The 26,451-nt window shown below is 43.4% G+C and carries 17 protein-coding genes and 1 pseudogene; 12 read left to right on the top strand and 6 right to left on the bottom strand.

The annotated features are described in order from the left end of the window. The first annotated feature begins 176 nt into the window (after positions 1 to 176). Positions 177 to 1,601: a terminase family protein gene (locus F6K51_RS24570; RefSeq protein WP_293025143.1), complete on the top strand. Its 1,425-nt coding sequence runs from the start codon at positions 177 to 179 to the stop codon at positions 1,599 to 1,601. Between the two features lie 378 nt (positions 1,602 to 1,979). Here the strand turns inward: F6K51_RS24570 and F6K51_RS24565 are convergent, their stop codons facing one another. Together F6K51_RS24565 and F6K51_RS24560 are read right to left on the bottom strand one after the other, a co-directional pair. Continuing rightward, a complete protein-coding gene (locus F6K51_RS24565; protein WP_293025141.1) occupies positions 1,980 to 2,459 on the bottom strand; it encodes a hypothetical protein in 480 nt (159 codons plus the stop codon). Positions 2,460 to 2,531: 72 nt separating this feature from the next. After that, a complete protein-coding gene (locus tag F6K51_RS24560) occupies positions 2,532 to 2,717 on the bottom strand; it encodes a hypothetical protein (protein WP_293025139.1) in 186 nt (61 codons plus the stop codon). 2 nt (positions 2,718 to 2,719) lie between these two features. On the opposite strand from F6K51_RS24560, the gene F6K51_RS24555 reads away from it, so the two are divergent. Continuing rightward, positions 2,720 to 2,866, top strand: coding sequence for a hypothetical protein (locus F6K51_RS24555; protein ID WP_293025137.1), 147 nt, complete (start codon positions 2,720 to 2,722; stop codon positions 2,864 to 2,866). Positions 2,867 to 3,127: 261 nt separating this feature from the next. Here F6K51_RS24555 and F6K51_RS24550 read toward each other — a convergent pair whose 3' ends face one another. Then, entirely contained in the window at positions 3,128 to 7,189 is a 4,062-nt protein-coding gene (locus tag F6K51_RS24550; RefSeq protein ID WP_293025135.1) for a plasmid replication protein, CyRepA1 family, read from the bottom strand. 860 nt (positions 7,190 to 8,049) lie between these two features. Next, entirely contained in the window at positions 8,050 to 8,310 is a 261-nt protein-coding gene (locus F6K51_RS24545; protein ID WP_293025133.1) for a helix-turn-helix transcriptional regulator, read from the bottom strand. A 930-nt stretch (positions 8,311 to 9,240) separates the two neighbouring features. Here F6K51_RS24545 and F6K51_RS24540 point away from each other — a divergent pair. The 9 genes from F6K51_RS24540 (at position 9,241) to F6K51_RS24500 (ending at position 21,918) form a co-directional block, all read left to right on the top strand. Further along, positions 9,241 to 9,663, top strand: coding sequence for a hypothetical protein (locus tag F6K51_RS24540; protein WP_293025131.1), 423 nt, complete (start codon positions 9,241 to 9,243; stop codon positions 9,661 to 9,663). A gap of 15 nt (positions 9,664 to 9,678) precedes the next feature. After that, a complete protein-coding gene (locus F6K51_RS24535) occupies positions 9,679 to 10,401 on the top strand; it encodes a hypothetical protein (RefSeq protein WP_293025129.1) in 723 nt (240 codons plus the stop codon). Continuing rightward, entirely contained in the window at positions 10,398 to 10,982 is a 585-nt protein-coding gene (locus tag F6K51_RS24530) for a hypothetical protein (protein WP_293025127.1), read from the top strand. Before F6K51_RS24535 ends, F6K51_RS24530 begins: the two co-directional genes overlap by 4 nt. Continuing rightward, the gene (locus F6K51_RS24525; RefSeq protein WP_293025125.1) at positions 10,982 to 11,716 is read left to right on the top strand and encodes a hypothetical protein; all 735 of its coding nucleotides are present in this window, start codon (positions 10,982 to 10,984) and stop codon (positions 11,714 to 11,716) included. The genes F6K51_RS24530 and F6K51_RS24525 overlap by 1 nt, the downstream gene beginning before the upstream one ends. Positions 11,717 to 11,785: 69 nt before the next feature. Further along, positions 11,786 to 13,981, top strand: a complete 2,196-nt coding sequence (locus F6K51_RS24520; protein ID WP_293025123.1) for a hypothetical protein — start codon at positions 11,786 to 11,788, stop codon at positions 13,979 to 13,981. Between the two features lie 46 nt (positions 13,982 to 14,027). Continuing rightward, positions 14,028 to 14,318, top strand: a complete 291-nt coding sequence (locus F6K51_RS24515; RefSeq protein ID WP_293025121.1) for a hypothetical protein — start codon at positions 14,028 to 14,030, stop codon at positions 14,316 to 14,318. Between the two features lie 85 nt (positions 14,319 to 14,403). Continuing rightward, positions 14,404 to 16,041: a DEAD/DEAH box helicase gene (locus F6K51_RS24510; RefSeq protein ID WP_293025119.1), complete on the top strand. Its 1,638-nt coding sequence runs from the start codon at positions 14,404 to 14,406 to the stop codon at positions 16,039 to 16,041. A gap of 110 nt (positions 16,042 to 16,151) precedes the next feature. Next, positions 16,152 to 20,408, top strand: coding sequence for a hypothetical protein (locus F6K51_RS24505; RefSeq protein ID WP_293025117.1), 4,257 nt, complete (start codon positions 16,152 to 16,154; stop codon positions 20,406 to 20,408). 934 nt (positions 20,409 to 21,342) lie between these two features. Further along, the gene (locus tag F6K51_RS24500; RefSeq protein WP_293025115.1) at positions 21,343 to 21,918 is read left to right on the top strand and encodes a hypothetical protein; all 576 of its coding nucleotides are present in this window, start codon (positions 21,343 to 21,345) and stop codon (positions 21,916 to 21,918) included. A gap of 71 nt (positions 21,919 to 21,989) precedes the next feature. Here F6K51_RS24500 and F6K51_RS24495 read toward each other — a convergent pair whose 3' ends face one another. After that, positions 21,990 to 22,613 (bottom strand): hypothetical protein, encoded by a 624-nt coding sequence (locus tag F6K51_RS24495; RefSeq protein ID WP_293025113.1) that lies wholly within the window; start codon positions 22,611 to 22,613, stop codon positions 21,990 to 21,992. A 167-nt stretch (positions 22,614 to 22,780) separates the two neighbouring features. On the opposite strand from F6K51_RS24495, the gene F6K51_RS24490 reads away from it, so the two are divergent. Next, positions 22,781 to 23,128 carry a MerR family DNA-binding transcriptional regulator gene (locus tag F6K51_RS24490; RefSeq protein WP_293025111.1) on the top strand — a complete coding sequence of 116 codons (348 nt, stop codon included), beginning with the start codon at positions 22,781 to 22,783 and terminating at the stop codon, positions 23,126 to 23,128. Between the two features lie 747 nt (positions 23,129 to 23,875). Here F6K51_RS24490 and F6K51_RS24485 read toward each other — a convergent pair. After that, a pseudogene (locus F6K51_RS24485) lies at positions 23,876 to 26,451 on the bottom strand (hypothetical protein); the annotation flags it as partial.

Here is a 26,451-nt window from a genome sequence, read left to right as displayed (position 1 = left end):
TTCAACCTTATCAAACGTTGTAGTGTTTTATAAGGTTGAAGAAGTTGTGGGCTTCTCGCGGATCAAACTAACTAGACGGTGTCCGGTACCTGGTGGCAAACTGGAAAGGTCGGACTGGCGGACACATTACTGTGAGCATTGCAACCTCCTATATAAACAAGTTAAAACGCGACGAGGTGGCTAAAATCATCGAATTGAGTTCCCAAAAACGACCCAAAGCGATCGCTACATTGGACGATTTTGCGCCAATGCCCGGAGGTCAGACCGATTTTGTAAAAGCGGTCAAATCTAATGCCGGTTTTTTTGGATTACACCTTAGGGGAGGAATCGGTTCGGGCAAATCACGAGCTGGCGCATGGTACTGCTGTCACCGTGCCAGACTAGACCCAAAATCCAGAGGGCTGATATCGGCCAATGAATATGGGCAACTGGAGACGTCTACCTTACCCGCTTTGGCTGAATTTTGTGAAGCCTATGGAGTTCCGCTAGAGCCTCACGGAAACTCGCCAATCCAAACGGCAAAAATGATAGCAGCCCGGCGGCAATGTACCATCTACGAAGCTGAGTTTCTAGTGCTATCTGCCAATAAATTTGGTGGTGGGACAGACAAGTCTGTTCAGGGAGGTCGGGGCATAGAAATTCGGACAGGGTGGTTTGACGAATGGTGCTATGCCGATGAAATGGCCTTCCAAACAATCATTGGACGTATGGGAAGAGGTCGTGGAACACTTCCAGGTCAATTTGTCGTAACTTCTTCGATCAACAGAATTACGCCATTCAATTGGGCATATGATACTTTCGCGGATCCAGACAGGTCGGACGAGAGAAAAGAAATGTACTGGTCCATTCCTTGCCTAACCTCTGATAATACTTCCCTTGATCCCCAGTATCTGAAACAGCTGGAAGCTAGCTACACCCCTGAACTAATTGCCCTAGAACTACGGGGAGAGTACGTGGCCACAACCATTGGCAGAATATTTAGGTACTTTAAGCGATCGCTTCACATAGATGGAGGTATTGGAGTTTGCTCTGGACTTCCGTTACATTTGTCATTTGATTTTAACCACTCCCCAGCTACAGCGATCGCTGCTCAGAAATCTGGCGATTGCGTTTTTATTATTAAGGAGTGGTACTTAATGGACAGTGACACGTTCGAGCTGGCCAACGAAGTCTTGAAATGGGCAAAGCAGCAGCAAGGCGTTTTCCCTTTGCACCTCCATGGGGATGCTTCAGGTAAGCAGCGGACAGCTAACAGCAAGGTCACAAACTGGGGAATCGTGAAGAAGAAACTCAGGTCTCTTGATATCGAGTGGCGACGGCATTGGCAAGAAGTTAATCCATCAGTGCTGGATTCCATTCACTCAACCAACAACCTTTTTCATAATGACAGGCTGCTTATTCACCCAAACTGTAAGGAACTGATAAAAGACTTGGAAAGTTTGAAGTTTGATGACAAGGGAAAAATAGACAAGTCCGATATTAAGCGATCGCATCTAGCTGACTGCTTGCGTTACCTGTGTCATGACATATACCCTATTCCAGTGGGCGGACAGCTGTTAATTTCTCAAGCGCACTGGCTTAGCATCCATTCCCAACCTTAAAGGGGGTGTTCCGCAGAAAATCAAACCCTGTCTCACAGAAGATAACTACGGTGTTCCGCAGAAATTCAAACCCTGTTGCACAGAAGAAAAGTACCGTGTCGCACAGAAAATTACGCACCCATCTAAAATTTACGCCCCGGTCAGGCGTACATAATACTACGTGAGGCCGGGGTGTATTTTAAAATTTCCGCGTAAAACCGCTGATTAGTTAATTTACAGCATAAATACATTTTGGATTAAAACATTTAAAATCAACGTGACCAGAGGTATGGCTAGACCCTGTCGCATAAGCTGGAAGCATTGAAAACTCGTTTGCTTCTGTGGAACGCGGAACAGGGTCTACGTGCTACAGGGTATGCCTGAATCTAGTATAAATACTTAACAAGTAAGCGATCGCTGTTCTTCAGTCATGCCACTAAGGGCTTGTTCGGTCACATCCTTGAGTGGAGTCATGGGTTCTCCCAGTTTTTTACTGCGGAGATTTCCTTCGGCAATGATTCCATTTAGGTCGAGCAGCAAAGCGGAATCTTGCCTGATCGAATGCAATTCTTTCACTAGCTGAGTCAAAGCCTTGAAAGCTTGGACTTCTGGCAAAGTTTTTAGGTTATCATTTTCTATTCTTTGATTCAAAGCTTCGATCGCCAACCCCAAGGTAATGGTAGTTCTTTGAAGCCACAACGGTGTAGGGTCATCTTGGGTTATCTCCACTTGTTCTTGAAGCTCAATGCTATCTCCATGTTCTCTAACCCAACGATAGACGGTCTTGTAGGGGACGTTAAAGTGTTTTGACGCTTCAGAGTTACTGTGCTCTAATGCATAGGCCACTACTGTCACTTTCTGTAGCTTGTTACGAGTCATAGGTGAACCTTGGGGGACTTTAAAAGTTTCCCTCTAGCTTATCTTAGGTATTGAGAGTATTTGAGAACCTCATTAAAACGAGTGGGAGTAAGGCTCAAGAACGTTTTCCCATTGCTTCAAATTCAGTGGCATCGCGATCGCTTTTGAGATATCGAGAGAGGTTCTCGGAACCCACTGGACATTGCCAAAACCACTACCACTACTACCACCACCACAGCCACTTTCCCCTGCATACAGCGATCGCTTCCACTGATCCACAAATGCTTGGAAGCGAAGCCACAGCCACAACCACAACCACAGCCACAGCCACTGCTACTGCCACTGATACCACTTCCACAGCCAGACCAAACCTACAACCACCGTTACTACCAAAGCCATTACCACAGCCACCACCACAACACCCTTAAAAAATGGAGAAAGGTTGGATCTCTTTTCGTCTTGATTTAAAATCTTTTAACTTTAGAATTTTAGACGTTAACAATACGCTGTTTAAGGTATTTAAGTTATTTAAGTCATCTTCAATTAATTTAAATTTTCTGTTAAGAGTAGAACGAGGCTAAGTTGATTTGTGGTTCTAAGCGATCGCTATAGGAAAAGACCAGCTAAAAGACCCACTGGGTTGACCGAGGTGGGGAATCTGAAATTATTTAGTTGTTAATGCCTAATGGCTATTGAAGAAGTGGATGGAGATGTGTCGGATTTGGGGTCTGAACGATGGCCTGTTTGATTAATTTAGAGACCAAAGGTAGCACAGGATGCTCATTCATTACCTCATCTACTACTTTCCGCAAACCATAGCTAGAAGTCGCATACAGACCTTCCCAATGGGAAGCAATTTTTTCGTTATTTAGAAAATGCTTTAAATGCTCTTTCAACTGGGAGATAGGACAATGTTCCATCTGCTCTCTTAACTTAACGATGGCCGGATGAATGAAGGGATAGTCGTTGGGAGTAGAATCGTTGTTTGACTTCCCCCACAGCGCATCGGAAGACCCAAAGGCTGCCGCAGCTTGTTCTTTAGCTTTAGCCTTTCTAGCTTGAGTGGCAATTTCACGATCTTTCAGTTTTGCTTTATATTCTGCTATAGAAGCTTTCTTCTTAATAACTTTTTCTGCTCTCAATTTGCAAAAGTCATTGAAAAGATTTAGATCATCTTCATGCAACACATAAAGATAATCTCTTTGTCCAGTTCCTTCTCTTCCTACATTTTTCAGCCGAAGTCCTATCCATCGAAGAAGTGCCTTTACAATCGCTATCGGGGTTTTCTCTCCCTTCCTACTCTCATTGCTATTTAAACTGGCAAAGCCAAGGCAATCTAATCGGACTCTGTAGGCTTTTACTTTTTGTTTTAAGTCCAGTAACATTGGATCGCTGTTTTTTAATTGATAAGTAGGATTCTCTATCAAAAACGTTACCAACGAAACAAAGCCAATATCTTCCAGCACATCATAGTGCGACTCCTTCATGTGTTTGTTGGTGTTGTACCAAGCCATTGGGTGGTTCTGGTAATACTGAAGAGCTGCAACATCAACCCGCAACTGCTTGTCTTCAGTTGAATTAAATAAAAGATCAAACCCCCTCTTAAAGTTTTGATGCAGTTTTTTTCGATAAGCCACCAGAGTGTCTATCGTTAGACTCCCGTAGATGCTCTGAATATAATACTTATCTATTTGATCCCTCTGTTCAGGGGAGAGAGAAAAACTTTTCCCCATAGCGATCGCTTGTTCTTCTGTTATGTCTGAGGCGGCACCAATCCTCTTGACGACCCACGGCAATACTACCTCCTCTTTGAACACGGCACATTCTTTCTTTTTGTCTTTATTTGATTGATCATCTTCTGCCCACTGATGATCCAAATGTACCCGATGTCCTTCTGCCGCTAAACCATTTAAAATATTGACGTCGTATTCGTACTTCCCAGCGTTAATACGTACTGCCAGTTTGCTGGCAATGTCTAAGAGTATCTCATAGTAATGTGGCCGAGAGTCTTCAAGGTATTCCTCTTCAATCTCATCCACCCGGCTGTTTATGATTTCATTAGCGCAACTTACTATTATATTTGAATTGTTCTTTGTTTGAAATCTTTGAGACTGTCTATATTGAGAAGGAAACAGAGCACCATAGCCAATCACTCCTAACCCTACTTTTTTGCAAAATATGTAACGAGGGATAGGGTCTCTAAGCCTCCCTAAAAATTGGCAAACCCCTTTGTCTGTTTGAGAGCCGTTGAATAGCCCTAATACACAAGAAAAAACGCCAGGGAGCTTCATGTCCACTCCTGTCTCAAGGCTGGGACTAACAAAGACGATGTCCCATTGCCACCACCACTGTGGGTTGTGCATATTTGCCATTGCCTCAATGGCTTTTGAATTCATTGTGGCCAAGGTTTCGGAGTCTATCCTTAATATGTTGAGAGGACGACCCCACGCTTCTTCTAATTTCTCCAACGAAGCAGCGTACATTGATTGAACCGTAGTACCAAACGTAGAAGTGTCTTTTTGGCCAGAAAGAAGACAAAGGACTCGATTCCCTCTAGACACTTCATGCTCTAGTCTGTTTACAATAGCTCCTTCACTGGGAAGTGGATAAACATCGAAAGCTGCTTTTCCACTAAATTTGTAATTATTGACTGACAGATAAGCATTAGACACTTCAGCTAACGTTTTATAAAATTTCAACCCTAAGTCAGATAAATCAGCGTCGGCAATGACTATTTTTGAAGCATTTCTTAATACTGTAGCCAGATTAGAAAAGATACTAGGCTGCTTCCCTTCTAGCGTACTTGAATGGTTCAGATGCTCCATTACTTGCTCGCATTCATCAATAATAACTATGGCGTCTTTCCATTCTTCTGGATCAAATTGGCTTTGAGACTGTGGCCGTAATGACTCTGGGCAGATTCCTATCGCATGACAGTCTGGAAGATTTTTTGTGTCCGTTATGTCGTAGACAAAGGCAGCTTCAAAACTGTTTAAGATAAGTTTTAGATACTCTATTTCTTCTTTTTTTTCTACGGAAGACTCAAATCCTAACTCTTTCTTCCTGATAGTCTCATTGAAAGCATTGCAGATAGATCTTAGAAGGCTACGTCTGTGCCCAATTAGAAGAACTTTAAGCTTTTGCCATTCTTCTTTTCCCACTTGGTGCAAAAGACATATCAAATTTTTCACGTAAGAACTAGACTGAGTTGTTTTCCCAGACCCCTTCGGAGCTTTGACAGCAATAAGTTTTTCCCCACGGTAATTATCCTGCCCAAATTTAGTAGGGATAGGCCGACAGTATCTTTGTTTGTAGCTAAAGTTTGGGGTGGTCTCCAACCTTCGGTAAAGAGTAGGATCTACAGATCTATATTTCTTAGCCTTAGACCTTACCTCAGCTAACTTCTCTGCCCCATCTGGACGGACCCAAATGTCATCCGCCCCTTTCCCTAACTCAGGATCACCTTCAGCTATGGTTATCTTTCGATCTCTTATAGTTTTGACTGACTTATCTAACTGGCTGTCTCGATCTTCTGCACGGATAGCTGAGGCAAGACGTCTGGCGGCTTTCAAGTTCCTTTGTTTAGACTTAGATCCTTTATCAAAGTCAAACCAAACTAGAACATCACACCCACATCCCAACAAGCTTCTTAATGGTGCTTTTAGGTAGTGATTAACATATTGCTTTGCTCCACCTTCTCCATTTGGGTAATTTTTGATGTCTTTGTCCGTAGCGTTCCAAATACCAGGTATAGCGATCGCTATATGGCCAGCGGTGATCAAAGCGGCTGCTTTTTTTGATCCCTCTACTACTACAATCTCTAGGCATAACCTTTGGGCATTAGTTTTAACCCAATCCCAAAAATTCTCTTGAGTGATTTTCTCTATTCTTTCAGCTGTCTCTCCATTCTTGGTCGCTATTTCCCGAGCTAGCTTAGTCGGCACAGGAGGTTGAAGAAGGCCAGAGGGAACCCCCCTAGTCGATTCGTACTTGATCTTCTTATTGTCTTTACTCCGAGGGGCGTCGGGTTTAACCAACCCCCAGCAATCAGAAGTCCCATTGTCTCCTCTGGTGAAGTGAAATCGACTCTTGGCAATAGAGTTAAGAGGCTTAAATGTCTGCCTGTATTCGTCTTTGCTTAATTCATCTCGCTTTTTGTACTGTAATGGCATTAGAACCCGAGAAAGAAGCTCTCTCCCCTCTCCACTCTGCACCCACAGGGCTGTTAGTTCTGGATCTACCCCAGAGCCAACTGTCCACTCTTCCCAATGCCTTAGGTCTATTGATTGGTCAAACTCAGGTTCTTCTTCTAATGCCTCATAGTACCAAGGGGAATACAGAGGGCTAGCTTGAGGCTTCAACACATGCCTGTCTAGATACCCAAACTCTTCCTTCACTACTTCCGCCACTGTTCCGGTCATTAGACCGTGAGTCTGTCGCAGCTTTACCCGACCCTCTACTACTCTCCGAACATCACGAAACTCTTCCTGACGAAAAATATGGGATTCGCTATAAGCCTTTGAAATTAACTCTTTTAGATTATCTGACGGCAAGCGATTCTGCTGCGCAGAGGCTGCGCCAACGCTTAGCTGTGTTAGGATTGGAGAGTCTACAGGACTTTTTGTCTTTTTGTTGTTGACAGATTGACTCTGGTTCGTTAACATCATGGATGTACCATAAGTGTCAAGTACAGTGGCTTGGTCTGTACCATATTTGTCAAGTACGGTGAGTTGTTCTGAATTACGGTTCATGTCTCTCTCCTAGGTTTAAATTCTGATCCGGTCAGTGAGTTGTTCTGAATTAGGGTTTATATCTTTCCCTTGATGAGTTCTAGAGTATGTACCATAACCGTCAAGTACGGTGATTTTATCTGGAACTTGATATTTTTGGTCGTTTGTTGTTTCGTTTTGAGGCAGAACTAGTTGTCAGCTAAGGACTGCCTGTTTTCTTAAGCGATCGCTTACTTTAATCCGGATTGGGTTGTGCTTCTTAGTAATATCTAGTATTATGGGAAGATACTCGATAATCACTTAAGGCTTTACCTGGGGCAAGGGGGTTATACCTTGTCATTATCTGGAAAAAAACGCAATTACCTTTTTTCTTAAACTAGCGAGGGCTGCCTATTTACTATTGATTTTTTGTTTGTTTAGATTCGAGATTCGACAGAGTTACAGTCAATTCGGAAAAAATGATGACTGTCAGCAATTCAACGAAACCAAAAGAAGTTGGTGGCTTCATTTGGCACTCCCCCGGTCTTTGTAAGAGGCGCGGGGGAATTATCGTTCTGGGATCATCTTTGTTGGGATATCCAATGTTGACTTGACCCCGGAAGGCAGCAATTGCCAGTATCTGCTTCCTGGTTAATTAAAGCACGAAAATCCCTAATTGTCAAGAGAAATTAAAGGTAAGCGATCGCTTACTTTGACATGCTTCGGTTTTCGCTACTTTAAGGTAAAAATTTATTTTTTACTTCAAAGGCAGTTTGCGTTAAGCGATCTCTCATAAATGATAAAGAACAAAATTGCTTCTTAGAAATCAGATTCTGACCAGCAAACCCTAAGGCAACTTAATGTATTAGGAAGCGATCGCTTTGTTTTTAGACCGGGGAGTGTCAATGAGGAGTTTTTCCTTTGCCGCAACAAGCCTCTACCTCTAGATTCACTCCCAGTGCTCTCTCTACCGACTTAAGAGTGGTTGAGGTGATGCTTGTTATTGCTCCAGATTCGATTCCGTACCAAGAGGCTTTATTGATGCCTGCTTCAGCAGCTAACGGAGCCACTCTTTTCTTTTGAGCGAGTCTGGCTTCTTTAATCTTTTGTCTTAATCCTTTGACAGGGACTCGATATGTGATGTAGAGAGCTTGGTCTTCCATTGATCTTGATTTCAGTTATATACTCCTTTAATCCTTTTATACTAGCTTGTAAAAATGTTTTTGTAAAATACTTGACAACGACAAACCTATTCGCTACTATACAAATATGGAAAGAAAAAGCGAGCAGCTCAAAACCAAACCGACTGCCCGCTTTAGGGTCCAGAAATCGCTAGACCTAGAACTATTATCACTGCTTCTAGGTCGCCACAGTACCTAGAAAACCTAATATTTTGACAAATGAGAAATCTAGAAAATCTCGTGATTAGTACGCAATTACTACTGCTGCTCAGGGACCTATCTTGCGCGATCGCTACATGGCTGATTGTGTATCGATTAATAGTTGAAAGTCTATAGTGACGAGGGAGTAACGACCTTTGGCTTCACTACTAAACAGCTTTTCTACTAGTAATAAAGAGACTAACAGCCCATTAGCTTGCCAGTTGGGACACCCTCCAGATGAGAACGGACACGCCTTAACTGAGAACGGACACCCTTACTTTCGAGTTAGGACACTGTTGACTACATGTAGAGCAGACTAATCCTGTCTAATCTCGATATACGCCAAATGTTAGTTTTCCTTATAGTTAAATCCAACTAGTTTGGACAACAACAGTCCTGTCTTCCAGTTCAGACATCAAGTGTCTAATCAGGAATCAGACTCAAGAAGTTTAGCCACTAACTGTCCGAACTCAAATCGAAGGTAGCCATATCCTTCTAAAAAAAGAGGGTGATCAGCCTTTTAGGGAGTCTCTTGAAAGCTATTTGAGGACTATTTATAGGGACTGTTTAAAATCCACAAAATAGTCTTGTTAAAACTAAATCTCAATAGACAGCCTTATCATAGTGTCGCTTGAGACATGAAAACCTTGCGTGTGTTCAGTTAAATACATGGCAATAGTACACCAACCGTCCCATCTCGCCAGACACCAAGTGTCCGAAGTGAATGGGTTAACTGAGTGCTTTGAGGCGTCTGTTCCTGAAGACGTCAGACTGCAAGCTTTGAGGAAGTTCTTCTCCCACAAATGGTCTAGGAAACCAACAAAAAAAGAAATGAAGGAGAACCTGGGACTTTGCGAAAAAACCGTCAACAGATGGCACAGGCAAATCGTTAACGCTCCCCAAAGTGGCAGCGAAAAAATTCCACTTGTCATCGAATTGAACTTTTACCGCCGACAAAAAAGACAACTAGGAAGGAGGTATATAGGTTTTACCCTTTATCAGGTTTTTGTCTTCTACCTTATTTCCTTGTTGCGCAAAAACAACGACTACAGTTACTCATCGACTTCTCGGCATCTGGCTCTTTTGCTCAAATTCTTTGATGCCAATTTTTTCAGAAATTACCAACAACCATAAACGGAGTCACTTAAAATGTCAGACAACACAATGACCTGGAACGAAGCAATCGAAACCTTAACAGGTGAATACGGAAACACAGAAGAGGATGCCACTCGTCTGCTTTTGTCTGCGGGATTTGCCCAAGGGAACAACGAAATCCCCATTGAATTATTGGAGGCGATGGAGAAAGGATGTGAATTTGTTGACAACAGCATTAACAAAGCGATCGCTGCCAGCACCTCAAAATCTGAACCTTCTACTAAAGGTGGGGCGTTAACAACCAAAGAGGTGAAGGATCAAGCGATGACCCTAGTTCAGCAAGAGTTGCAGCTGGCGGGGATTGATAATTTTCCAGTAGAAATCATAGTTAGCCGGATCGATGATGCGGTGATGGATGGCGTAGATCTAGCTAATCTCGAAGACAATGCATTTAAGCAGGGGTATATCAACCAAAAAGTAAATAACCGGATTGCGTTTTTCAACGAACTACGACAGCTAGACCAGCAGTCTCGCGAAGACAACCAGCAGGTGTCAGATGCTGTAACTCAGAAAAGCCTCAACTACCACATCACTCCGGTCGAATCCCAACTGAAGGACTACACTCAAAGTCTACAACAACGGCGATCTGACCGACGGAAGGCTGACGCCAAACGGGTGACTTTGGTAGAACAGCAGCAAACAGCACGGCGCAACTACGATGCCGTTGCAGCCGCTACAGCGTGGTTAGACGAACTTGAAGCTGAGGTAATAGATTGACCTTCCTGCCCCAGTCAAAGACTGGGGATTTTTGTTCCCAATCACAAGAAGACATGAAACCTAGAAGCAATAAACCAGCCCTTAGGGTGATCAATACAATATCAGTCCTAACCCTCCTTCCCTCTCTCATCTTTTGGGGATGTAATGCTAAGTCAGAGTGGGAGTTATTGACCGCTCAACACGATGAGACCCGCCACACTAAAGCTAAGGTTAGCCGGATAGAGAACGACCGAGCGATCGCTGACGCACGAGCTGCCAATCACATAGTTAAACCTCGCCTCGCCGTATATATTCCTGGCTATATCTATTCAGACAGAACCAGAATCCGCCCAAGTGTAGATTACAGCAGCAATGGGACGAAGCGACGGCTAGCCAAGTCAAAGACCAGAGAGCAATATGTACTGGATGATTCAGACCCCCATATCTGTATTGGGGTGATCTCTGCTCGGGTGTTCAGTGGAAATGACTACCAGGACATAGAGAAACTAAAGACCGCTTTCCTTTTTAAGGGCAGTGACAACCAAATGGAAGCTGATTATGCCAGCGCAGCGTGTGGAAACTACAACAAAAGTAAAAAATAATGTCAAGATCTTCTCGTAATCACAGGAAACAGAGAAACGTTACTCCTCAATATCACACAGAGGAATCGGCTTCGGCTTACGCTTCTGATTATTCAGCTACTTACAACTACAAGGCAAAGACCAAGAGCCCTATCAAATTCTTAGGAGCTATTCAGAAAGTTCTTGATGTTACTTTTAGCTTTGCTGCCACCGCCGCCGCTGCTGTAGGAGTAACGCTGCACAAACTGGTAATGTCTCCTGAATCTAAAGTCCTGTTTGGGACAGCTCAGTGGGTCTATTTCACTCTTATCTCGATCGATAATTTCTACATTATTCTGTCTAAGGAATCCGGGCTCATTCCTACTCCTGGTGGGAGTAGCTGGATTGGGTGGATGGGATACAACCCTTTGAATTTTAAAGTAAATCTTTGGATGCTATTTATAGCCTTCCTTGCTATGGGGATTTGCAACCTAAATCAAGGGCTATTCCTGGGTCTTTGGTTAAACCCTCGGTCTAAAGATTCAAATGGCCTGCAACGTTTCATGGTCATGGCTCTCGGAGCTTTTTGTTTCCTGGTTGAGTTCTCTTTAACCTTCATGGAGCGCCCTACTTTTCAGCCAGGAATGGGGTTAGGGGATAGCCTCCTTCTCACTGGATACAACATTATTAGTGTTATAGCGATCGCAGCTGGAGCACGCCTTTTCCTACTTTCTCTAGGTGAAGCAGAAGCTGTAGGCCAAGCACCTCGTCGATAACCTTAGCAAAAACAAAAAAGACCTCGTAATAAGTCCCGAGGTCTTTTCCATTAATAAAAGGAGTACGTTATGTCTGACTATCCTAGCATCAGTAAACTAAAAAGACCAAATAAATGGCTAACAGAACGATTAGATATTCTAGGGGACAAAGGAAATGATGAAAAGACTAGGTTGTGGGTCTCAACTTCCTTAGGATTGTTTGGACTAATAGGGAGTGCAATAACGGTTCCAGTTGTTCCTCCTTTGGGCATTTTATCTCTTCTTGGCGGCTTGGTAACATTAAGCGGATGCATGTTTACCGACTTTGGAGTAACTGGAAAATTAAGACTTTATGCTTTAACAATGTCCGATATTTCAAGATTAAATGACAAAATAACAAAACACAGGGGACAAGAGGAAAATGACAGAGAGAAAAATGGCTCACTGACGGAGTCTACTGTAGACAGCCTGGGTCGGCCAGTTAGAACTAATGAGACTAAAACCAGTCTAGAAGTAGCAGCTGAGTACCTTTCTCCTGAGGAGGCTTTTGAGGCTGTTTTTGTAGAAGAAAACAGAAAAGCTATAGCCTTCTATCTTGAGAGTATTTCCCCAGAGATTAAAGACACCGGTTTTGAGAGTTACGAAGAACGCTTTGATGCTTATAGGTTGATGATAACTGAGCTGTTTTATGACCTAGACAAACAAGAATCTGATTATTACGACATTCTAGATTCGATAAGCTCTCAACTTTCTCCTGTGACCAGGGAAATATACCCGCACTCACCCCATTCACTACCTCAATCTCGTAGGTTATCAAAGACTAATGACTTACTCCAACAAGAGATAGAATCCCCTCCTGTTGCTCATCATCTTGTCAGAAATACTCACTCTAACTACCAGTCTCCATCTTCTAATCCTGTCGTCCAAGGGTTAGCTTCAAACTATCAGCAGGGCTTCTTGCCTTCCAGGACTGGCTATCAGATATTTCAAGATTTAGTAGATTCTACTTGTTGCTATGTGGCGGGAGGACAACAAAGCGGAAAGACTTTGCTGTTAGCTGAAACTACGAAGAGAAAAGCAGAGGAAGGTATTCTTGTTTTCTATGTCAATTGGTTTGCTCAGGCTTTAGACAAGGATGGAAGGTGGGATCATGTTCCTGATTCTAGAAAAGTCGAAGTAGATATTTCTTTGCTAGATCAAAAGTCGTTGTGTCAAATTATCAACGAGACCCTGAACCTATTAAGGACTTTCCAGCAAATGGTGTTTATGCAACGTATAGATTGCATATTGGTCTGGGATGAAATAGAACTTTCTGCTGATAAAAGCGGAGAAAGGAGTAAATTAACAATCCCTGTATTGCAACTCCTCTCGGATCTGATTGGGAGATTAACAGGTGTTGGAGTCAAGAGTGGTGGAGCGATTCATGTTTTGTCCCCTGGGTATGCAGCTTCGTCATTTTTTCCCTGTGTAAATGCTAGAGCAAAAAAGATGATTCCTATTATTTGCAGTGTAAATAAAGGGAAGTTTTTAAAGACTAGGAATGGGAAGAAGATCACCTTCAATAAAGGGGTAGTTCAGCAAATGGCCAATAACTTCAAAAGTGCGGTAACAGTTGAAGTCCCCACTGATGTTTCAGCAACTGAGACAGAAAGGATTTTTCAATTTGAGGAACAGTGGTGTGATCTAGGTAGCGCGGCTGACCTGCCTCCAGTCAGAGCTAATCCTCTGGGTTCAATCCCCTCAGGGCAACAACAAGCATCTTTGGCTCAAAAAAAAATGCCCAACTCAAAAATGGACAATATAGCAAGAGAACTAGAAGAAAGCGGCTGCACTGATCTTTGGTCTTTCTCTCTGTCCTTGGATTTGGCTACAACAGAAAATAGAAAAAGATTCATCAATATACTTTCTACTTATCTGGAATGTTTTAATCCAGAAATTGGGTCTAAATTTTCCAGATACAAAGGGCAGGCATTCATTAAAGAAGATGGGGCGGTTTCTTACCCCAGCCGGGAATATAAAGAGTTGGCGACAATTCAACTCACTAACTCAAAATGTTGTCTATGCCAAAAGCAGGCAAAAAACATAGAGATCCATCGAACAGTCTATTTGGGAGAGGAAGATGATCCAGGAGTCAATATGTTCCCGTTGTGCCCTTCTTGCCATGATGATGCCCACAGTCCTGAGACATGGGAAGAAGATTCAAAGAATATCTGGAACTCTTATCAAGTCGAAGGTTTTACGAAAAGGCTAAAACTGGGACTCAATTATTTGACCCAAAACACTTAAAAACGTTCGCTTAGCGTGGCCTACGGCCAATCGCTTACAGACGAAAATGTTGAGAGACAAAGAAATGATTGATTATTCAGACCTAGAAGATGTTCTTGAAATTGTTGACAGCCAGTCCGATGACTTTTATCAAGCTGTACTGGTGGAAGAAGATTGGGAAAAAATGATGGGCGTAACCCGAAGTCAAGATTTCGCTGACTGGATCCTAGAGGAAGATGTCCCAGATCCAAACAGTGTTCTTTGCTGTATCTGGGCACCAGAAGATCCGATAGTAATAACTCATCAATGGAGGTCGAAGTGTGGAGAGAAGCACGAAATTTCTTTGAGATATTTTTAGTCCAGCAAATAAATAGCGATCGCTTTTCAGAACGATCGCTTTAGAATCAGTAACTTTTAAATGACAACTAATCCAGGTTTTTATCATGACACAGTCTATCGATATTCAACAACACTTCTCTCCTGAACTATGTGATGGATTTGTTTTACGCGATTATCAACACGATCTCGTCGAAAAAATATTCAGTGAATGGAAGAAGGGTCACCGTCGAGTGATGGCACAGCTTCCTACCGCAGGAGGAAAAACTGTTACTTTTGCCGCAATTGCCAAGTATTTCACGGATCAAAATGTCAACGTTCTAATAATGGCGCATCGGAAAGAGTTAGTAGTGCAGGCTGGGGACAAAATTCAACGTATCACCGGAGAAGGTGTAGGGTACATTAAAGCTGGAATCCCGCCGGAACCACATCACCGCATCCAGATCGCATCTGTCCAGACATTGGCTAGACGAAAGACAGGCTTTACTCCAGCTCTGATCATAATCGATGAATCTCACCACGCCATCACTAAGAGCTATACAAAAGTGATGGAAGCTTTCCCTAATGCCTACATTCTAGGAGTTTCGGCTACTCCCCACCGCAATGATGGGCAGGGGTTCACCGATCACTTTGACGTTCTGGTTGAGGGGATTTCAGTCTCGGAATTAATACAGAAAGGGCACCTGAGTAGTTTTAAGATGTTCGGAGCAGTTCCTATCGACACCACTAGAATTAGCCAAGCTGGAGGGGATTACAACCAGCAACAGCTACAGATGCAGGCGATGAGGATGGTTCAGCAGGTCTACCCAACTTGGAGTAAATACGCAAAAGACAAAAAAACTATCGTTTTTGCTGTAGGGGTACTGCATTCTCAAGCGATCGCTGACGAATTTAACAAAAATGGAGTGGTGGCAAAACACCTTGATGGAGAGAGTCCAGAGAAAGAACGAGAGGAGGCTTTGGAAGCTTTTGAAAGGGGCGAAATTACCGTTTTAACCAACTGTGGCTTATTTTTAGAAGGGCTGGATATTTGCTCGATAGAAGCCGTTCAGGTCTGTCGTCCAACCTGTTCCTTGGTGTTGGACAAGCAAATGTGGGGACGTGGACTGAGACCTTTTCCTGGGAAGGAGTATGTGGTGCTCATCGACCATACCGAAAACTGGAGCAGGCACGGACTACCTGATGAAAAAGTAGAGTGGTCCCTTTCTCCCAAATCCCTGAAAGGAGACGATCACGCTATTAAATGTAAATCATGTGAACACTGCTTCCGCGCGCTTCCTCATGAACTGAGTAGGCCAGTGAGAGTCGATGATGGAGTCCCCATCTACGAAGTCACCTGTCCAAACTGCAAATCAGTACTGGAACTGAAGTCTGGATCAAAAGTGGCAGAGGAACCCACCGGTCTGCTTCCAGAAGAGGATGAGATGGAAATTCAAATCAAAGAGTTAACGGCAAAAAGTAATCCGGAGTTTTTACCGTTAATCAATAAAGCGATCGCTACCCAACGGAAAAAAGGCTACGAGAAGTATTGGGTTTGGCACGAGCTGGTTAAACGCTCTAAAGGGGCAGAATTTGGGATAGGTGATTGGAAGATTGTCGCCCAGAAGCTAGGCTACAAGCCTGGCTGGAGCAATTATGCGTGGCGTGATGCTCAAGTTTGGGCTGAGGATCAAAAAAAAAGTCCACTGACAACGATGACTGTACTTGACAGTTCAAGTACGAAAAACATTTCGTCATTTTCTTGACGTTGACGAAATGACGTTTTATCATTGAGAAAGCGGCGCGGGGAAAATTAACCTGACACCCCGCACCGCTAAGACTCGAAAGAGTCACTGAAACAACCCCCATTCTCTCTATGACAATCCAAAATAGCAATAGCACCTCTGTTCCCGAAGCAGTTAGTAATTTTGTATTACTTGATATCAGCGCATTCTCTTACGATCAAATCAGAAAGCTAAGGATATGGGTTACCGACTCGGAACGAAAAGAACTATTTGATGGGGTAAAATCTCGCCACAACCTACTTCAAGATGCAGACTTATCAGATATTGTTTCTGTCCCTTTAATGGCCAACAAGCCTTTGAAAATCGTTGGGGACAAAGATTTGCTTGTAGCCTTTGGGGAATGCTGGTTGTCTATTACCGATCAACCTTTGGTAGTTGAGGGGTGGGATTTAACTAAGTCTCCTAAGTCAGAGGAAAACCCAGAGGAAAGCCAAAAAGAGGTTGAGACTTCAGAAGATAACCTAGAAAGTCAGACAGAAGAAGGTGAACCTGAGGATCTAGAAGAAGAGCAGCAGGATTCTTATCCTGAAGTACCCGACCTCTACCGATTAGTTTCAGAGGAGTACCTATGCCACAGTAAAGTTCAATTACTATCGGAAGGGTTGGATTTAGAAGCGATCGCAGAAGACCTCAGTTTTCGTGGTAAATTCAAATCCACCGTTCGAGATTATGCTCCGAAGTTAATCAAAGACTTGATCAGCCAGGGCGTTAGGCCATACATAACCCCTCGGAAGAACATGCTATGGTGCCACCCAGCGATCGCTTCAGCGTATGAAGAGGGGATTCAGGCTAAAGAGCAAAGAGAAAAAGAGAATTACGTTCCTTTGGTCACTGTACTTGAGAAGTATGGTACAAGCGAACAGATGGTAAAAAACTTTCTGGCCGATCCATCAATAAAGCCAGCGATCGCTTCCTTGGTTGAGCGCAAAGAGAGATCAACCATTAAAGGTGGGTCTTTGATTCACATTGATCTAGTTGAGCGGTTTGGAGAGTGGGCTAAGACTCGTGTACTGCCTCAGGTTGCCAAAGTTGCAATAACAAAGCCTGCCTCGGAACAAAAGAGTGAAATAGATCAAAATCCGACCGCGCAAAAACCTGAGGCAAAAGAGGCTCAAACGCGGCTAGAGAAAGAACCTCAATCCACCTATCTAGCAACAAAAACCAAGCCGCAGATCGAAGAAAACGACCACGTTGTTCCTGGTTCCGAGCCTGGAATAGATCAGTACTTCCCTCTGGGCGATCTCGTTAAGCAGTACAAAACGACAAAAGAAGTTTTTGAGAGCTTTATTTCGGATTCGGCTTACGCACAGAAGAGGGAAGCGATCGCTGAAAAAGAAGGTCTAAAAGCAGACCAACTCATACTCTCCACCTCTCCCACAGGCGCACTAGTTCATCTGAAATTGTGGGAATGCTTTGTCGATTATCTGAAATCCCAACTGTTTTCTGAGTATCCGTCTGTAGCCCTATCGACCGAGAAAGTAGAGGCGATCTCCTCATTCGATGAGGAAGTTGAGGTAGTCAAGAATGTTGCCACGACTGAAGTTCAGCCCCCATCCGAGACAGAACAGAAGCCAGTATATTCCGAACTCGCAGAACTTCGATATATGCTTGGATTCACTCCGGAACAGTTCCAATGGTTTGAAAGCACGGAGCAAGCGATCGCTCTGCGGAAAAAGATAATTGAGAGCGAAGGGAGTGAAGCCATTGCTTGGACTAAAGGTGAGAACGCGCTACTGCATCCTGAGTACAAAAACCTGATTGTGCTTTGGCAAACGGAAAAAATGGGAGTTTACGATCCTGAGACTAAAACATCTCACTGGCGCGAAAGTCCCCCATTCACTTCCGATGTCCCAGAACCACCCAAGAATGATTCAAGCCAGCTATTAGCCGTTCGAGTAGCTTTACCTGCGGCAGATCAAAGTCATGAGCCTGTAGCAGAGGTAGAGGCTGAGGAGGAAGTGCCTTTCATCGAAACAGAAGTAATTCCTGACAAAAAGAAAAAAATATGGGACATAACCGGAGATGACTTGACTAATCCAGAAAATGCGGATCTGAGGACTGAGTTGTTAGAAGCGATCGCAGTCGCTCCAGAACTTATGGAAGTAGCAAAAAAAGAAATTGAAGAAAAGAAAATTGTCATAAAAAACTTGGAAGAGAAGCTTTGGAGGATGCGTAACTCCTCAGAAGGAATAAGTCTAACTGGCTCAGTTTTGGATTCCGAATCAGTAGTTATCCCAGTTCCAAATTCCCAATCTGAGCCGACAGCTGGAATTGCTGAAACCGTTGCAGGCTCGGAGTTATTGCCATTCCCTGAAGAAACAAAGGAGGAGGCAACAGCAGAGCAAGAGCCTAGCTACGTGCGTCTGAAAGATGTGCTATCAGCTAGTGGGTTAACCAGAGAGCAGTTCTTAGCTTTCTCCACCTCTCAGGCAGGACTTCAATCTCAGCTAACTATTGAGTCGGTAAGTGGCATAGAGGCAGGTGATGTGATCAACTGGATAGATCGAAACAACCCATTCCTTCATCCTGCATTAAGCGATCGCTTCGTTAAGTGGGGGGAGGAATCTGCGCAAAAAATGCAATGGTCCTATTTCGATCTAGAAGATCTGATGGATGACTTCGACATCGATGATGATGGAGTGTTCAAAAGGTTCAATGGGACAGATCGCGCTATGGCTCTTCGCCGATCGATATTTGGGAACGAAGGGATAGAGGCCGTTATCTGGCCTGATGGGGACAATGCGAGACTCCATCCCGAATACAGAGACTTGTTTGTTCAATGGCTAAAAAATGACAAAACTGCACCATCTGTAGAGGCTATAGACGTCAAAACAGTAACTGAGCCTGTATCAACCTCAGTGGCTGAAGCAGTAACTGAACCGATTTCAAATCCAGTAGCTGAAGCAGTAACTGAGCCGGAAATAAACCCAGTGGCTGAACTAACTGTTGAGACAGTAGCCACTGAAGTTTTCCAGACTACCAACGGTCAGCAGCCTGCAACCAATCCAGCAGAGGAGGGGTACTACCTAAGCCTGAAGCAGATGGTAGAGATAGTAAATGACAAATTAAAGGAGTCTGGGTCTAATTTTTGCGCAAAAGTTGCTGACCTGAACCGCGCATTAGCTGAGATAGGATATCAAAAGAAGGAAGGCAGGAAATGGATCGTCCTTCCCCCTGGTCGGTTCCTGCGGCGCGGTAATCAGTGGTTAAATACGGTTTGCGATGAGTTGGCAGAAAAGTTGGCAGTAGTCTACCTAACCGCTAAAGAGTTACTAGAGCAGACCAATGATGCCCTAGAGCGCACAGACATCACCGCCAATGCATTAACTAAAGTTTTAGCAGACCTGGGGCTGCATCAGCGCCTGACCATCACGAATGGAAATGGTAAAAGTTACAAATATTGGGGAGTTGGCCAGAAAGCGATCGCTGAAGATGGCACAGTCCTGGTCAAGCAAAAAGGTGGTCGTCGGGTTGTCTACCATCCTGGCTGCGTAGAAGTATTGGTTGCTAATCCTCCTCAGGTTGGGAGGAAAACTGTATTGAGTCAAAGGTCATCTCAACCTGTAAACACCGCAGAGATAGATAAATTGAAGTCAGAGAAGGCAGCTTTGATTTCTCAGTTAAGCGCAATGAAACTAGAAATAGAGGATCTTAAGATGGACAATATTCAATTGCGCATACAGGCAGAAGAGAAAGAGCAAGCAAGACTACTTGCTGAGATAAAACTAAAAGAAATAGAAGCAAAAAACAATGAGTTACGCCTTGCTTTAGAATCTTTGCAAAATGCAGATACAAAATATTCTAATGTAAAATCTCCCAAAGAGAAATGGCCTGTGGTAATGGCACCGTTCAATTATGATGGAACTGGAGAAATGATAAATCTTTACTACTTCCATCAGCAAGATTTGATCGCTCGAACTCCTCCAGTTGAGATATGGGAAAGGTTAACAGCAGATCGACTTGAGATGACAATATCACAACGACTTGAAAGGTATATGGAGTGCTTAGACAAAGAGCATCAGCAGGAGATTTCAGACGAAATCAAAGATTTAACAGATGCTGAACTTGATATTTATATATGGAATGAAGAAATTATGGAAATTGAATGCGCTCAACCGGCCATAGATAGGCTTAAGGCAAAATTCGATAACCAGATTAGGACTTTTGTTCCACCTGAATCTTTCTCAAGTATCAGAAGAATGCTTATCTCTAGATTAGAAGAAAACAATGTAGATCTCAGGACTATGCACGGATGGGAGCAAGCACTAAAGAGTCTCCCTTTATTTAAGCAGTCAGCCATCAATTCAATGAAGCCAAAGATTTCTTAATTTTACCTGACTTTAAACTGATAGCGATCACTTATCGACTACCTAGCGATCGCTATCAGTTTAACACTCCTAAGAGATTGGCTAAAAAGATAACGTCTTTCAGTCAAATGAGGTGCGTAAATTCTCTGTTACTATTAAAGCTGCGCCCCCGACAACACCCCTGGGGGCTACTCCAGCTCCGCAACCCATCTCCATCGATCCGGAGGTGGGTTGCCCTTTTTAAAAGCTTGGCGAGGCCAATTGACCATGCGGTGTCTATGATTCAAACATGTGGCAGACACACTCGATTCAGTAGTATGCACTTTTCCTAGACAGAGATCACGCCTTCAAGCTAACTCGTGTCTATGGTTCAAATATGTAGTAGACACACTCGAGTCAGTAGCAGACACGTTTTCTCCACTCTTTACCTGTGGTCAGCCATTTTCACCGTCCAATGGGAATGAAAACTATAAATTGGTAGCTTAATGTGGACAAAAATGTGTCTATGGTCGGTATAAATATATATATATACTCCCGGTATAGACACATGGAAGATCAGCTTAAGCGATCGCTATAGACCAACTACACAGACCCAGGATTAGATCACTCTTTCCCAGTACTGTTGGAGGGTGGTTGTGTGTCGGTCGCTGGTACTAGGGAGTGTCAATGGATGAGACAGGAATGCCTCAAAGAAAGCCTTAGAGCCGGGTCAACGGCTCCAAGGTGGTTTTGGCTAATGTTTGCCTTTGTCGTGCCTTTTAAAGCTTCCTGAGGGCTTCGGAAGCTCTTCATTGATGGAACTCCTGGGTACCCACGCTTGTTCTTTGCAAAGGGAAAACTTGAGCAGTCCTTTTTGATAGTACCTCGGTAGGATGATACAAAACTAGGTCATGGATTCCGTATCATTTGCCAATGGTATGATAAAAAAATCAGATGTTTTAAATACTATCAAGACATGGCGAAACGTAATTTTATTTCAGAAATCAATAGATTGGACTCAAATAATAAAAGCAGAAGTTTTCTTCCACCAGACGAGATGGAAAAGTTGCTATTATTAGAACAGGAGAGGAAACAAGCCATAGAAAGTTATGACAGGATAATTACACAACTAGAAGAAGTAGTTCTAGAAGATGGATCTTTCTATAATTTCTCAGAGATGAGAGAGTATTACCACACGAATGGAATCGGTAACTTTGATTTTTATATAACCACGAAACAAGAAGCTTTACAGAAAAGCATGTATCAAGAAATCGAACGATTACAGGGTCTTCAGGAAATAGACCAGGTTGACTCTGGCAGGCTTGACTTGTACTTAGGAGTCGCTCTTCTTATAGAGGATTCTGACATTTGCAGAGAAGACTCTTGGAGAATCGGAAAGGATTATGTTGAGAAGTCTGGAGAGCTTCTTAACGAAAGTGGAGGCATAGACCTGATGCGCAGCCATATTGTTTTTGAATTCATTCCAGAAGCGGGTTCAATGCACAGGATAATTGATGTCCTGTGGCATGGAATTGGAGAATGGAAAAGTTGAGCGATCGCCAAAGGCGATCGCTTGCTCTGCGAAGGTGTCCGGACATTTGCGCGATTCTGTGCAGTCTCTGGTTAGCGATCGATCCCCTTGGCGTGCATCAACCCCACGGTACCCACAAAAACGGAAGGCATGAAGCAATTCCCTCCCCCGTTGATTGATTCGAGTAAATCTGCATATGCCCTGATACCTCCCTCAAAGTCCACACCTTTGAGTACTGCATCAATCCCATCGTTAAAGTACTCGTTGATGCCTTGATCAAGACTGTATTTGTGCTTAGCCCTGCTCCTTCGGCAGGCAGCTATCATCTCTGGAGCTTTCCGAGCGAAGAACAGTTGATCGAATCCACGGGTACAATCATCTCTGGTTAGCTCCCCATCGACCAGCTTTACCGTTTCGACAGTGAAAGACTCGTTGGTCTTTGTGGCGATAATTCCAGGGTACTCCTCTACTGCTGAGGTAGAGATGCGGACACACACTCCGCTCTCTAGAAGTGTCCGAATGGCCTCTTCTGGGAAAAAGTTAACGAAGTAAATGGTATCCCATTCATCTAATTTGATCTTCTTGCGGTATTTCAGTAGCTGACAGTCGTCGCTCGGGCTGTCTGTCCCGTGCAGGTAGGTAACAGCAATCGCTCCTACCTCTGGATTAAGGCAAGATAGCGGTTTTGGTTGTTTTTCGTAGCAGATGTAACGCACGACAAAATTATTTATATTTGAGGTCTTGCGATCGCTCTCTTGGTTCTGGAGGGAGCGATCGCTTTTTGATCTTGCCGCAAGTCTTAAGACCTATCAAGTGGCTTGATGCTTTCCGGAAAACTAGCTAGATTGCTAATGTGACTAAACAGTAATCGAAACAGTTAAATATGCGACTAGTAACGCCCAAGGAAGCTTGTTGGATCCTAGAAATCCCCATGAAAATGCTGGAGCACATGGAACAAGAGGGTACGATCAAGATGCACAAAACTCAAAACGGGGTGCGTCGATTCGATCTCGATTCACTTACAGGAGGTCTTAAACGAATGATCAACCCTGATAAACTTCCGGAAAACAGACAAGCGAGTGGCCTAGTTAAAACTAAGGAAGCTGTGATCGCATTAGGGGTTACAGACCGCACTTTAAGAAACTGGGAGTCCGCTGGCAAGATCAAGTCCACTCGAACTAGTAACGGTCGAAAACTGTATGATCTTGACTCTGTAGTCTACGAGGGCTAGTACAACGTTTTCCGGAAGGCAACAACCGGCTTGCTCTGAGTTGATTTAATCTACGTACTAGGATTGAAAAGAGCTTCAGGTGGCAACAACTTATTGAGTTGTTTGACGTGTTCCGGAAAACGAAAAAGACAACTGAGTCCCAGTTTCAAGGGATGAATTTTTTTTGTCCCGGTAACCCCAGTTCACGGTAATAGAATCATTTTTTTGTTATTTCTCTTCCGCAACGATGCCAGAAAATAATGGGAGAAGCAATTGCTCAACAATGAGCTTTATGGGTGTAATAGGTGTATTGAGTCGTGACTTTGAGTCACAATCTCAGAGCCTGATTAGACAAATAGCCAACCACGAAAGTGCAGGTTATATGCGTACGCTCCCCTATTTCTAATTACCACCCTTTATAGCACTATTATTGAATCGGTTAGGCGATTTAGTTATTTTACCCCATAAGTATGAAACCGTTTGGTGCTATGAAGAAGACCGCTTTGAACAGCACAAGTTGAGGGCTCATCCCAAATCCGTTTGTCAAAACCCCTTTATAAAAATCGACCAAATCTTTGTATGCCAGGAATCTATGGCTATGCGGATAAGGGGGGGTGTGGGAACAGGATTTGGGATAACTGAACCAGTTTCCGTGATTGCAGATCTAGAAAACTGGTTCAGAAGCCGTATTAAAAAAAAATTGTTAGTTAAAGAGCATAATTTTTCAGGCACAGTCAGCAACGTCATTAATTCTGTTTCTACGCTACTTTATTTCTGAGTACCAATACGCTCGCATAAGCCTCTATCTTCCTTCCTGATATTTGGATTATGCTGCAAATAATGGCGTACCCAATCGCAACTGCGCTCCATTAAAAAGTCTAAGTCTATATTCCACAGTTTGATAGTGCTGTACTTACCGCCAGCAGCTAAGAACTTGCCATCGGGGCTAATACTGAGGCTATAGACTAAATCATCATCTACGTTAAGGGTATGGATTTTTTGTCTAGTTTCTAAATTCCAGAGTTTGATTGTCAAACCCTGACTGCCTCTGCTTGCCAAGACCTTGTTATCTGGACTAAAACTGACATTAAAAACCGAGCGTTCATGTCCTTCGAGGGTACTGATTTCTCTCCCTGTATCTACATCCCAAAATTTAATAATGTTAATGGTGTTATCAACACTACTCGTGGCTATGGTCTTACCATCTGGACTAAAACTGACATTAAAAACCGAGCGTTCATGTCCTTCGAGGGTACTGATTTCTCTCCCTGTATTTACATCCCAAAGTTTAATGGTGTTGTCAAAACTATTGGTTACTAAGATCTTACCATTTGGACTAAAACTCATCCTATGGACTGAGTTATCATGTCCTTCGAGGGTACTGATTTCTCTCCCTGTATTTACATCCCAAAGTTTAATGGTGTTGTCAGCACTGTCAGAAGTCAAGTTACCATTGTCAAAAGCCAATCTATTTTCCCCACTGTCAATAATAAATAAATTGTCCCCACCGCTACTTGCCAAGGTCTTGCCGTCGGGGCTAAAAATTACGGTATAGACTGAGCCATTATGCCCGTTGAGAGTGAGAATTTCTGCTCCTGTCTGTAAATTCCAAAGTTTGATAGTACTGTCCCAACTGCCAGAAGCCAAGAATTTGCTGTCGGGACTAAAACTAACACTATCGACCAAATCTTTATGTCCTTTGAGGGTAAGGATTTCTTTACCCATTTCCACATTCCACAGTTTGATAGTTTTATCAATACTGCCGGTCGCCAATAATTTGCTGTTGGGACTAAAACTGAGGCTCCTGACTGAGTTATGGTGCCCTTTGAGGGTAAGGATTTCTTTCTCTTTATCTAACTTCCAGAGTTTGATGCTTTTGTCCCAACTGCCAGAAGCCAAGAATTTGCCGTCGGGGCTAAAGCTAATACTATTGATTCCGTCATTATGTCCCCGGAGGATACGGATTTCTTCTAGGTCTCCATTCCGAAGTTTCCAGAGTTTAATTGTATTGTCCCAACTGCCAGAAGCCAAGAATTTGCCGTCGGGGCTAAAACTTACGTCATTGATATAGTCATCATGCCCTTGGAGGGCGCTAATTTCTGATCCGGTTTCTACATTCCAACGTTTGATTGCATTACCATAGATAGCACCCAAGCCACCAGCCCCGGCACTAGAACTACAAGAAACTAAAATCTTACTATCAGGACTAAAACTGACGCTATTGACTGAGGCATTATGCCCCCGGAGGGTGTGTCTTTCTGTTCCGGTTTCCACATTCCAGAGTTTAATAGTAGTGTCCGAACTACCAGTAGCTAAAAGTGTACCATCAGGACTAAAACTGACGCTATTGACTGAGGCATTATGCCCCCGGAGGGTGTGTCTTTCTGTTCCGGTTTCCACATTCCAGAGTTTAATAGTAGCGTCCGAATTACCAGTAGCTAAAAGTGTACCATCAGGGCTAAAACTGACGCTATTGACTGAGGCATCATGCCCCCGGAAGGTGTGTCTTTCTGTTCCGGTTTCCACATTCCAGAGTTTAATAGTAGTGTCCGAACTACCAGTAGCTAAGACTGTACCATCAGGGCTAAAACTGACGCTATTAACTCTGTCATTATGCCCTCGGAAGGTATATATTTCTGTTCCGGTTTCCACATTCCAAAGTTTGACAGTCTTATCATTACTTCCGGTAGCTAAGAGTGTACCATCAGGGCTAAAACTAACACTATTGACATCGGCCTCATGCCCATGCAAACGGTTACGTTCGCTGCCCTCGTAAATATTTGTTATCAAGGAACCGATCACCTCTGGATCAGTTGCTTTGTTTTCTTGCAGGATTTTTCCAGCCCGAATTGATTCTAAGAAAGCATCCAATTCTTTTCCTTGATTAAATAGGGATAAAGAATTGCGAGCAAGGGAATCGGCCAGATTGAGTTCCGCCCGTTTCTTCTGTTCCTCAGTCCTCAGCCAAAATCCAGTGCTAATGATTGCTGCTAGTAGGAAACTACCAGCAATTACCCAGGCCGTTAGAATATCACGCCGCCTGCGAGCTTTTTTTTCTGTTTCTAGACGCTCAATTTCTATCATACTAGCATCAATAAAGTCATTTTCTTCTGGTTTTAAGCCACCAATATCTTGAAAAGCATCTTTCTTTCTAAATTCTACAACTCGCTCTAGTTGAGAGCCTTTTAAGAGTTCTTGCTTGGCTTTAGATTTATCGTGTGAACAAATTGCTTGCCATCGCATTGTTTCACCAGTTAGCCAGTTTTTGAGGATGATCGCTTCTTTTTCTTGTTCAATCCAGCGGTTTAATTTATCCCAAGAATAAAGCAAAATTTCATGGGCAA

Origin of the sequence: Moorena sp. SIO3I8, assembly GCF_010692325.1 — a bacterium.
Lineage (GTDB): Bacteria > Cyanobacteriota > Cyanobacteriia > Cyanobacteriales > Coleofasciculaceae > Moorena.
Note: the sequence above shows the minus strand (reverse complement) of the source record. Positions and strands in the feature narration are given on the sequence as shown.

Coding starts and splice junctions, on each gene's coding strand:
- F6K51_RS24565 (WP_293025141.1), bottom strand. CDS start 2,459: ATGACTCGTAACAAGCTACAGAAAGTGACAGTAGTGGCCTATGCATTA.
- F6K51_RS24550 (WP_293025135.1), bottom strand. CDS start 7,189: ATGAACCGTAATTCAGAACAACTCACCGTACTTGACAAATATGGTACA.
- F6K51_RS24555 (WP_293025137.1), top strand. CDS start 2,720: ATGCTTGGAAGCGAAGCCACAGCCACAACCACAACCACAGCCACAGCC.
- F6K51_RS24515 (WP_293025121.1), top strand. CDS start 14,028: ATGTTGAGAGACAAAGAAATGATTGATTATTCAGACCTAGAAGATGTT.
- F6K51_RS24535 (WP_293025129.1), top strand. CDS start 9,679: ATGTCAGACAACACAATGACCTGGAACGAAGCAATCGAAACCTTAACA.
- F6K51_RS24510 (WP_293025119.1), top strand. CDS start 14,404: ATGACACAGTCTATCGATATTCAACAACACTTCTCTCCTGAACTATGT.
- F6K51_RS24525 (WP_293025125.1), top strand. CDS start 10,982: ATGTCAAGATCTTCTCGTAATCACAGGAAACAGAGAAACGTTACTCCT.
- F6K51_RS24490 (WP_293025111.1), top strand. CDS start 22,781: ATGCGACTAGTAACGCCCAAGGAAGCTTGTTGGATCCTAGAAATCCCC.
- F6K51_RS24520 (WP_293025123.1), top strand. CDS start 11,786: ATGTCTGACTATCCTAGCATCAGTAAACTAAAAAGACCAAATAAATGG.
- F6K51_RS24500 (WP_293025115.1), top strand. CDS start 21,343: ATGGCGAAACGTAATTTTATTTCAGAAATCAATAGATTGGACTCAAAT.
- F6K51_RS24545 (WP_293025133.1), bottom strand. CDS start 8,310: ATGGAAGACCAAGCTCTCTACATCACATATCGAGTCCCTGTCAAAGGA.
- F6K51_RS24505 (WP_293025117.1), top strand. CDS start 16,152: ATGACAATCCAAAATAGCAATAGCACCTCTGTTCCCGAAGCAGTTAGT.